8 protein-coding genes are annotated in these 10,550 nt (G+C 55.8%); 5 read left to right on the top strand and 3 right to left on the bottom strand.

Going from position 1 to position 10,550, the window contains the following annotated elements; genetic code table 11:
* Positions 1 to 182: 182 nt before the first annotated feature.
* Entirely contained in the window at positions 183 to 1,574 is a 1,392-nt protein-coding gene (locus tag GYRE_RS17730) for a NarK family nitrate/nitrite MFS transporter (RefSeq protein WP_006820241.1), read from the bottom strand.
* Positions 1,575 to 1,883: 309 nt separating this feature from the next.
* On the opposite strand from GYRE_RS17730, the gene narX reads away from it, so the two are divergent.
* Positions 1,884 to 3,710: a nitrate/nitrite two-component system sensor histidine kinase NarX gene (narX, locus tag GYRE_RS17725; RefSeq protein WP_006820242.1), complete on the top strand. Its 1,827-nt coding sequence runs from the start codon at positions 1,884 to 1,886 to the stop codon at positions 3,708 to 3,710.
* On the top strand, positions 3,673 to 4,323 hold the full coding sequence (narL, locus tag GYRE_RS17720) for a two-component system response regulator NarL (protein WP_006820243.1): 651 nt from the start codon (positions 3,673 to 3,675) through the stop codon (positions 4,321 to 4,323). Before narX ends, narL begins: the two co-directional genes overlap by 38 nt.
* Here narL and GYRE_RS17715 read toward each other — a convergent pair whose 3' ends face one another.
* A complete protein-coding gene (locus GYRE_RS17715; protein ID WP_038257037.1) occupies positions 4,324 to 5,736 on the bottom strand; it encodes a YchO/YchP family invasin in 1,413 nt (470 codons plus the stop codon).
* Between the two features lie 217 nt (positions 5,737 to 5,953).
* Here GYRE_RS17715 and GYRE_RS17710 point away from each other — a divergent pair, with 217 nt between their 5' ends.
* Together GYRE_RS17710 and GYRE_RS17705 are read left to right on the top strand one after the other, a co-directional pair.
* Positions 5,954 to 6,304 carry a DsrE/DsrF/TusD sulfur relay family protein gene (locus GYRE_RS17710; RefSeq protein ID WP_006820245.1) on the top strand — a complete coding sequence of 117 codons (351 nt, stop codon included), beginning with the start codon at positions 5,954 to 5,956 and terminating at the stop codon, positions 6,302 to 6,304.
* A gap of 131 nt (positions 6,305 to 6,435) precedes the next feature.
* Positions 6,436 to 8,223, top strand: a complete 1,788-nt coding sequence (locus GYRE_RS17705; protein WP_006820247.1) for a methyl-accepting chemotaxis protein — start codon at positions 6,436 to 6,438, stop codon at positions 8,221 to 8,223.
* 37 nt (positions 8,224 to 8,260) lie between these two features.
* Here the strand turns inward: GYRE_RS17705 and GYRE_RS17700 are convergent, their stop codons facing one another.
* Positions 8,261 to 8,941 carry a gamma-glutamylcyclotransferase gene (locus tag GYRE_RS17700; RefSeq protein ID WP_038257034.1) on the bottom strand — a complete coding sequence of 227 codons (681 nt, stop codon included), beginning with the start codon at positions 8,939 to 8,941 and terminating at the stop codon, positions 8,261 to 8,263.
* A gap of 465 nt (positions 8,942 to 9,406) precedes the next feature.
* On the opposite strand from GYRE_RS17700, the gene chaA reads away from it, so the two are divergent.
* The gene (gene chaA, locus GYRE_RS17695) at positions 9,407 to 10,507 is read left to right on the top strand and encodes a sodium-potassium/proton antiporter ChaA (protein WP_038257031.1); all 1,101 of its coding nucleotides are present in this window, start codon (positions 9,407 to 9,409) and stop codon (positions 10,505 to 10,507) included.
* The last annotated feature ends 43 nt before the right edge of the window (positions 10,508 to 10,550 follow it).

Here is a 10,550-nt window from a genome sequence, read left to right as displayed (position 1 = left end):
TTAGCGCTCTGACGTGCTTTTTAACAATTCAGGAGGTATTAAGGGGTAGATAGCCTTTCTGCGAGGCATACTGGCGCCGTACTGACAGGCCTGGATAAAAAAACAAAAATTAGTATGTTGTAACTAAATGCAAGGTAAAAAAAGGCGCGGTCTCCCGCGCCTGATAATCAAAAGGTTACTACCTATTTTTTGTTTTTACGTCCGTAAACCACCCAGGTGATGAACACGCAGGCAATGTAGAACACGAGGAACACTTTCATCGCGCCCGCCGGAGAGCCGGTCAGATCGAGCGAGATACCGAACGCTTTCGGAATGAAGAACCCACCGATGGCACCAATCGCGGCAATAAAGCCCAGGGCCGCTGCCGTATCGGTCGCAGCTTCACGCATTGCGGTTTCTTCGCTACCCCCTTTGGCCAGTACGCGCTCCATGGTCATCTTACGGAAGATAACGGAGATCATCTGGAAGGTAGAGGCGCTACCCAGACCGGCGGTCAGGAACAGCACCATAAACACGCCGAAGAACGCAGTGAAGTTGCCGCCCTGGCCATTGGTTGGCAGCGTCAGGAACAACAGCGCACAGAAGATAGCCATCACGATGAAGTTAATCAGCGTCACGCGGGTGCCGCCCAGACGGTCGGAGATTGCCCCGCCGCAGGAACGCGCCAGCGCACCAATGAACGGACCGAAGAAGGCGAAGTGCAGGATCTGTACGTCCGGGAACTGGGTTTTTGACAGCATCGCGAAACCGGCGGAGAAGCCGATGAACGAGCCGAAGGTCGCCAGATACAGCACCGCCATGATCCACAGATGCCCGCGCTTCAGCACCGGCAGCTGCTCGCTCAGCGAGGCTTTAGAGGCTGACAGGTCGTTCATGAAGAACCAGGACGCCAGGGTGCAGACGATCAGGAACGGTACCCAGATCCAGGCGGCGTTTTCCAGATACAGCGTTGAGCCATCAGGCTGCGCTGCACCGGTGCCACCAAAGACCGCGAAGATAGACAGGGATATCACCAACGGTGCCACTAACTGCATCACGCTGACGCCCATGTTACCCAGGCCGCCGTTGATACCGAGCGCGCCGCCCTGCTTCGCTTTCGGGAAGAAGAAGCTGATGTTTGCCATGCTGGATGCAAAGTTTGCCCCGGCAAAGCCGCACAGCAGAGAGATGATGATGAACACGCTAAACGGTGTAGAGGTATCCTGCACCGCAAAACCGAGCCATACACACGGGATAATCATGATCCCGGTACTAAAGGCCGTCCAGCGGCGTCCGCCGAACAGCGGTACCATAAACGCATACGGTACACGCAACAGCGCACCGGAAAGCGAAGGCAGCGCCGTCAGCATAAACAGCTGGTCGGTGGTGAAGTTGAAGCCCACTTTGTTCAGGTTCACTGCCACCGCACTAAACAACATCCACACACAAAAAGCCAATAACAAACACGGCACGGAGATCCACAGGTTCCGGCTGGCGACACGATGACCGCGCTGCTGCCAGAACGCAGGATCCTCAGGCCGCCAGTCGGTAATGACCGGGCCGTTTGCTTTTTCCTCGACGGAAGAGTGACTCATAGACACCTCTGATTATTAAGATTCACGGTGTCACATTAGTTTTTATGGCTGAAGGTAAGTTGATATAAATCAAAGGAAAATGCGGCATTCTGGCGGTCAGAAATCAACCATCACCCTTAGTGAGTAGATAATTCTGCGCAAAAACGTGTGGTTTTTCACGTGAATGATAGCGCTCAGGTACTCCCTCCCCCACATGCTCCCACCACCGGCAATTAAGGAGTAATCCTTTGTAGGTATGGGTATACTCCAGGGGATACCGGACAATAGCATTACTCCGGGATTGAATCGCGGTCAGGAGCCAGATAACCCATGTTCAAACGTCTTTTTACCCCGCTAACGCTGGTGAATCAACTGGCGCTCATCGTTTTGCTGTCTACCGCTATCGGTATGGCCGGCATGGCTATCTCTTCCCGTCAGGTACTGGGTGTCCAGGGAAGTGCCCACGCGATCAACAAAGCGGGTTCACTGCGCATGCAGAGCTATCGCCTGCTGGCGGCGATCCCGCTGACCGAACACGATAAACCCCTGCTCGACGAAATGGAAACCACCGTTTTCAGCCCTGAGCTGCAGCAGGCTGCCCGCCGCGACGGGCAGGAAGCACAGCTTAAGGCGCTGCAAAAGTACTGGCAGGGCGAACTGCTACCCGGCATGAAGCGCGCGCAGAACCAGTCGACCGTGGCGGACGAGGTGGCAAGCTTCGTTGACCGCATCGATAAGCTGGTTTCGGCGTTTGACCATACCACCGAGGAGCGCATCAGTAGCGTCGTCTCCGCTATCCGCATGATGTCGGCGATAATGGCGCTCTTGTTGATATTCACCATCGTCTGGCTGCGCGCCCGCCTCTTCCGTCCGTGGCGACAACTGCTGCACATGGCGCGAGCCGTCACCCACCGCGATTTCACCCAACGGGCGCGTATTAGCGGCCGTAACGAAATGGCGACGCTCGGCATGGCGCTTAACAACATGTCGGAAGAGCTGGCGGAAAGCTACGCGGTGCTGGAGCGACGGGTACAGGAGAAAACCGCCGGGCTTGAGCAAAAAAACGAAATTCTGGCGTTTTTGTGGCAGGCAAACCGTCGCCTGCACTCCAACATTCCGCTGTGTGAGCGTATTTCACCGGTGCTCAACGGTCTGCAGGGGCTGACCCTGCTGCGCGATATTGAGGTTCGGGTTTACGACACCGAAGATGAAGAGAACCACCAGGAGTTCACCTGCCATTCTGAAATCAGCTGCGATGATAAAGGTTGTTACCTGTGTCCGCGAAATTTACCGCCGCTACCGGGCGGGGGATCTACGCTGAAATGGCGTCTCACCGACGCGCACAACCAGTACGGGATCCTGCTGGCAACCCTGCCCGCCGGGCGTCACATGAGTCATGACCAGCAGCAACTGGTGGATACCCTGGTAGAACAACTGACCTCTACGCTGGCGCTCGATCGCCATCAGGAGCGCCAGCAGCAGCTTATCGTGATGGAAGAGCGTGCAACCATCGCCCGCGAACTGCATGACTCTATCGCCCAGTCTTTGTCGTGTATGAAAATGCAGGTTAGCTGTCTGCAGATGCAGGGCGAGAAGTTGCCGGATGAGAGCCGTGAACTACTGGGGCAAATCCGCAACGAGCTGAACACCTCGTGGGCGCAGCTGCGCGAGCTGCTAACCACCTTCCGCCTGCAGCTGACCGAACCCGGCCTGCGCCCGGCGCTGGAAGCCAGCTGTCGCGAATACAGCGCCCATTTCGGCTTTACCGTACAGCTGGATTACCAGCTGCCGCCGCGTTACGTGCCATCGCACCAGGCGATCCACGTTCTGCAGATCACCCGCGAAGCGCTGAGTAATGCGCTGAAGCACGCGCAGGCAACCGAAGTTAAAGTCACCGTCACTCAGCACAATAATCAGGTAAAACTGGTGGTTTCTGACAACGGTTGTGGTGTGCCAGAGCATGCCGAACGTAGTAACCATTACGGTTTAATCATTATGCGCGACCGCGCGCAAAGTTTGCGGGGTGATTGTCAGGTACGTCGTGGCGACAATGCCGGTACTGAAGTTGTCGTCACCTTTATTCCCGAAAAATCTCTCACGATCCAACAAGGAGAAGCCCATGAGTCACCAGGAACGGGCAACCATCCTGCTCATTGACGACCATCCGATGCTGCGCACCGGGGTCAAACAACTTATCAGCATGGCGAGCGACATTCAGGTGGTCGGCGAAGCCAGCAACGGCGAGCAAGGCATTGAGCTGGCCGAGTCTCTCGATCCGGATCTGATCCTGCTCGATCTCAACATGCCGGGCATGAACGGTCTGGAAACGCTGGATAAACTGCGTGAAAAGCCGCTCTCTGGCCGCGTGGTGGTCTTCAGCGTGTCCAATCACGAAGAAGATGTCGTGACCGCACTTAAACGTGGTGCCGATGGTTATCTGCTGAAAGATATGGAGCCGGAAGACCTGCTCAAAGCGCTGCAGCAGGCCGCAGCCGGTGAGATGGTGCTGAGTGAAGCGTTAACGCCGGTGCTGGCCGCCAGCCTGCGCGCCAACCGCGCCACGTCCGATCGCGACGTCAGCCAACTGACCCCACGCGAGCGCGATATCCTGAAGCTTATCGCTCAGGGCCTGCCGAACAAAATGATCGCCCGTCGCCTGGATATCACCGAAAGCACGGTGAAGGTGCACGTGAAACATATGCTGAAGAAAATGAAGCTCAAATCGCGCGTTGAAGCGGCGGTCTGGGTGCATCAGGAACGCATTTTCTAACTACTCACCCGGCTGCGATGACCACCCGGACGTCAGCTCCGGCGTGGAAAAGGTCACCAGCGGTTCGGTCAGCGACAGCGTTGTCTCATTGGAAGAGACGCGCTGACCTTTGTTATCTTCTACCACCACCGACAGATGCCAGCGGTTCACCGCGCCTTCGTGGCTATCCCACGCGGGTAGAATAATGCTCCAGCCGTCCTCGCTTCGCGGGTCTACCGGCGGCGTCAGGCTCAGCGCCTGGGTATCACCCTGCCAGTGCAGCGCACGAATACCGTGCAGGCTGCGCACCTGAAGCTTCAACTGTACCGTTTCTCCCGGCGCCAAATCCCACGGCGGCGTAGCAAGAAATACCGACAGCGTTTTCCGCTGACGATACTCCAGCACCGGCAGGTTTTGTCTGTCCGGGCTGTCATAACGGCTGCCGCGTAACGATCGCGCCGTTGCCACTTCGCTGCTTTGCAGCTGTTTTTTCAGCGGTACGCCAAAGCGGTAGTTCAGCTTCATACCGAGGTTATTCTGGCTGACCCCGCTCTCACCCTGCTTGTGCAGGGCGCTGAAGGTTACCAGCGGCACCGGGGTATAGTTCAGACCAAGCGAGACCGCCACCGGGTTGTGATAGCCGGTACCGCTGTGGAACAGTTCGACGCTGTCGCCAAAGTATTGTTCCAGGCTAACGCTGGTATTGAGATATTGATAGAAAGGCAAACGCGCCTGCGCGGTGAGATCATAACCCCGCGCCATGCGCTGCTGCTGGGTATCATTGTGCGTTTCCCAGCTGGTGAACGGCTGATAATAGTTGGCGGAAAGCCGCAGATATTCGCCCCACGCCTCGGCGCCAAAGCCACCGCGCGCCAGGTTTTCATCCAGCAAGTTGTCGTAGAAGGTGTTGTACCCCAGCAGCCACTGTCCTGCCAGCCAGCGCTGACCGACTCCCGCGCTGCTGACCAGCCCCTCTTTCTGCTGAGTGACGCCCAACTGACTCCAGGTGAGGTAGCGATTATTATCCTCCAGCGGTAAAAACCAGCTCCCCCGGCTCCCGGTAAACTGACCGCTATCATCCACTTTGAGATCGATGGTGGCATTACCCCACGGCGACAGCAGCGTTTCCAGCTGCTGGCTCACCTCGCCGTTCACCTTGTCACGCAGTTGCCCCAGCGCAAACGCTTTGGCCTGCTCGCCGGTATCAAGGCCATTATCCTTCATGCTGGCCTCGCCAAAGGCTTTTGCCATTTCCGCCAGGTGTTTCTCGCCATCATGGCCTGGCGGAGTAATACCAAGATCGGGTAAACCGTCCTGATGATTATCGAAGGGATTTTCTGCCTGCTGAATAAAGGAGGACTGGGCGCTGAAGGCACCTCCGGTAAAGAACCAGAGTAACGCGAAAACGGAAGTCTGACGGGATAAAAACAGCATTACACCTGCTGGCGTCGCACGCCGGTTAGTCAAAGTCAAAAAGGCTAAGTCTCTATTTTAACGTGATGAACATCAAATTTCAGCCCAAAGTAAAACTCCAGGATTAATCCAAAGCGCAGCGCCCATTGATGTCGGGTAATCCATCACCAGTCACACAATCAGCGGTTGGAACCCGCCTCCACGCGCGCTAGCATAAGCGTTCAACCAAGGAGTTCTCATGCAAAGTATTGTTCTTATCGCTAACGGTGCTGCCTATGGCAGTGAATCGCTGTTCAACAGCCTGCGTCTCGCCATCGCCATGCGCGAGCAGCAGGAGATTGAGCTGAAGGTGTTTTTGATGTCTGACGCCGTCACCGCCGGGATCCGCGGGCAAAAACCTGCTGAAGGCTACAACATTCAACAGATGCTGGAGATCCTCACCGCGCAGAATGTTCCGGTGAAACTGTGTAAAACCTGCGCCGACGGGCGTGGCGTTACCCCGCTACCGCTGATTGATGGCGTTGAAATTGGTACGCTGGTTGAACTGGCGCAGTGGACGCTGGTCGCCGATAAGGTACTAACGTTTTAGTACTAGAGTATTAGTCCGTTAAAGATTAAGCACTGCTTAAACTATTTTTTCTAATGGACGCGGTTACAGTCTTAAGTTTACCCCCTGGGTTGCCGATACGCATAGTCAGACAACCCAGCAGGTAAACCATCATGTTCAGCTCCATACGCACGCGCATTATTACCGCAGCATCGGCATGTCTCGCCATCGCCCTGCTGCTGAATACCGTTGTTAACTATCAGGTCACACGCCAGGATAATCTGCAGTCGCAGCAGGACGTATTGACCAGCACCCTTTCCAGCCACGGCCAGGCGATTGCCGACTGGATCAGCAGTAAAACCACCATGATTGCCTCTCTGGATAACGTCGTCCTGACGATGAGCGATCCCGTCCCTGAATTTTTGCAGATGGCCCGCGCCGGTGGCTTCAGCGATGTTTACGTTGGCTATGCCAATAAAACCGCGAAGTTCTCCGATGCCGCCGGTGTTCCTGCCGATTACGACCCGACGGCCCGTCCGTGGTATCAGCAGGCTGTCAGCGCCGATGGCCCGGTGGTCACCGCCCCTTACCTGGACTCCGGCACCGGGAAACTGGTGGTCACCTTCGCCATCCCGGTCAAAGAGAACGGTCAGCTGAAAGCCGTGGTCGCCGGTGACGTCACCATGGACAGCGTGATTGCCAACGTGCGCGGTATCCATCCGACGCCCGCCAGCAGCGGCCTGCTGCTCGACAGCGACGGTACAGTCATTGCCGGAAACGACCCGAATCTGACGCTAAAGTCGTTTAAAGAAGCGCTTAAAGGCGTAGAGTTCAATACCCTCGCCCGGCATCAGATTGTCAGCGGTGAGCTTAACGGCGTGGAAAAACATCTGCTTGCGGCACCCGTTAAAGGAACCCACTGGCTGCTGGTTGTCGCCCTCGACAGCGCAGAAGCCGGCGCCGGAATGAACGCCCTGCTGAAAGCCTCCGCGATTAGCCTGGTTATTCTCGTGCTGCTGAGCGGCGCGGTGGTTCACGTGGTGGTTTCCACCATGCTGAAGCGTCTGATGACCATTCGCGATGCGATGCTGGCTATCGGTAACGGCACCAACGATCTCTCACAGCGTCTGCCGGAAACCGGCCGCGATGAGGTGATGCAGATAGCGCAGGCGTTTAACGCCTTCAGCGATAAGCTGGCGAAGGTCATGCTGCAGCTGCGCGACGCGACGTCATCCGTACAGACCGCCTCTCAGGAGATTGCCGCCGGTAACCGTGACCTGTCCGGGCGCACCGAACAGGCCGCCTCCAGCCTGCGTGAAACCGCAAGCGCGGTGGAAGAGATAACCGCTTCCGTTTCACAGTCGACTGAATCCGCCGCAGAAGCCAGCCACCAGGCGGACAGGGCCACTCAGGTGGCTTCCCGCGGCGGTGACGTGGTGAATCAGGCCATCACTACCATGCAGGATATCGAAACCGCGTCGGCAAAAATCAGCGATATCACCAGCGTCATCGACGGTATCGCCTTCCAGACCAATATTCTGGCGCTGAACGCCTCGGTAGAGGCTGCGCGAGCCGGTGAGCAGGGTCGTGGGTTTGCCGTAGTAGCCGGTGAAGTGCGTAACCTGGCGAGCCGCAGCGCCCAGGCAGCGAAAGAGATTAAAGCGCTGATTGATTCCACCACCAACAGCGTAGCCACCGGTTCACGCTACGTGCGCCTGGCGGGAGACAACATGCAGGAGATTGTGGCCAGCATCGGCTCGGTTTCCGGCATCATGCGTGAGATCAGCATCGCCAGCAGCGAACAGATGAAAGGGATCCAGGAGATTAACCACGCGGTCATTCACCTCGACCGGATGGTTCAGCAGAACGCCGAACTGGTGGTCGAATCGGCGGCCGCCGCCAGTGCCCTGCAGGGGCAAGCGGGAGACCTGGCCGCCACCGCCAGCCACTTCAGGATTTAAGGCATAAAAAAAGGCGGGGTCACCCGCCTTTTTATCATCATGCAACGCCCGATAGCGTTTCACCACCGAGCAGATTGCGCACCCGAAGCACCAGCTCATCGAGGCAGTCATCTACCATCCCGAGTTTACGCAGTTCCTTCTCGAGTGAGAACAGATACTGCGCGTTGCTCCCCAGCGGGCCGCTCGCGCTGGCTATCAGCGGCGCAATGACCTGAACACTGGTGTCCGATTCGAACAGCGGGTGACGCGGATCCATGATAAACACCAGCGCGTTGACGGTTCGCCCATCATCCAGCGCCAGTTTGCACCAGCTCGGTAAATAGCAGCCGGTTATCATCTCTCGCTTCCACAGCAGCGTCAGCTCCTCTTCCAGCGTTTTATCACGCAGGCGATAAGCCACACCGGTGGTGCGTCCCCCTTCTTTCAGCGCCAGCATACGTCCCGGCTGACAGGCGGTTCCCCGTCCTGCCGTCAGGCGTAAGCAAAATGCACGGTGCCAGCCCACCAGGGAGCCGGTGCAGGATTGTGTATAATCGAGCGCCGGGTTCCACATCAGTGAACCGTAACCAAATATCCATACAGGGCCATCATCTGGACGACAGGCAAGCGTGGCAGCCAGCGAGGCAGCACGTTGTTCAGGCGACCAGAGTAGCGATTCCTCAATAGCGCCGAAAGCCGTCTTACAGTCGGCTTTCATTAAGAAATCACGCGTTAACACTTTATACCTCCGCCACTGCTTACTTCCCTGCGACCACTTGTTATCGCCTTCCCTTGCTAAACGCTTTTTTATACCCGTCATACTTCAAGCTGCATGTGCGTTAGCTTTCCTGCAACGCGAATTATTTGGGTATATCGGCGTTTTTATATTGCTGAAATATTATCCAGCTTATATTGAAGATATGCAATTGCTGACACTCTGGCAAGGCAAGAAAAGCAAAAATAAGTGTCTGTATTTTTGCTTAAAAACAGGAGGATAAATGCGACTAAGAATTTACTAACACAATGTTATATATAACAAATTTTATCTTAATGTGCACTTATGCTGCATACTCAACGTTCCACGTTGATATGGGTAAATTTGAGTAAAACAAGAATATTAATAGAAGAAAGTCTGTTATTTTATCGACTTACGTCATCTATAATTAGATTAATTGCAAAACACCTGCTTACACGGAGATGGTTCATGACCCATGCACATGAGGCGGTAAAAACCCGCCACAAGGAGACGTCGCTTATTTTCCCGGTCCTGGCGCTGGCCGTACTGCTCTTCTGGGGAAGTGCGCAGTCACTGCCGGCGATTGTTGGAATAAACCTGCTGGCGCTGGTCGGGATATTAGCCAGCGCATTTAGCGTGGTACGTCATGCCGACGTACTGGCACACCGTCTTGGCGAACCCTACGGCTCGCTGATTTTAAGTCTTTCAGTGGTGATTCTGGAAGTCAGCCTGATTTCCGCCTTAATGGCCACGGGCGATGCCGCGCCAACCCTGATGCGCGATACGCTCTATTCCATCATTATGATTGTCACCGGCGGTCTGGTCGGTTTCTCATTACTGCTCGGCGGGCGTAAATTTGCCACGCAATATATGAATCTGTTTGGGATTAAACAGTATCTTATTGCACTTTTCCCGCTGGCCATTATTGTTCTGATATTCCCGATGGCGCTGCCAGGCGGCAATTTTACCGTCGGTCAGGCGCTGCTGGTTGCACTTATTTCCGCCGCTATGTACGGCGTATTTCTGCTGATTCAGACCCGTACTCACCAGAGTCTGTTTGTCTATGAGCACGAAGATGACAGCGACGACGATGACCCGCACCACGGTAAGCCATCCGCGCACAGCAACCTGTGGCACGCGATTTGGCTGGTCATCCATCTGATTGCGGTTATTGCCGTCACCAAGATGAACGCCAACCCGCTGGAAGCCCTGCTGACCACCATGAATGCGCCGATCGCCTTCACCGGTTTCCTGGTCGCATTGCTTATCCTTTCTCCGGAAGGCCTCGGTGCCCTGAAAGCGGTGCTCAGCAATCAGGTACAGCGCGCCATGAACCTGTTCTTTGGCTCGGTGCTGGCCACTATCTCGCTGACGGTTCCGGTGGTAACGCTGATTGCCTGGGCGACGGGGAATGATCTGCAGTTCGGTCTTGGGGCACCGGAGATGATTGTGATGGTAGCTTCGCTCGTGCTGTGCCACATATCGTTCTCAACCGGACGAACCAATGTGCTGAACGGTGCGGCGCACCTGGCGCTGTTTGTGGCCTACCTGATGACCATTTTTGCCTGATAACAGGTGTGGACATAAAAAAACGGCAACCTGAGGTTGCCGT

The organism is Yokenella regensburgei ATCC 49455 (assembly GCF_000735455.1).
Lineage (GTDB): Bacteria > Pseudomonadota > Gammaproteobacteria > Enterobacterales > Enterobacteriaceae > Yokenella > Yokenella regensburgei.
The sequence above is the reverse complement of the archived record's forward strand: the minus strand, read 5'-3'. Positions and strand labels throughout refer to the sequence as shown.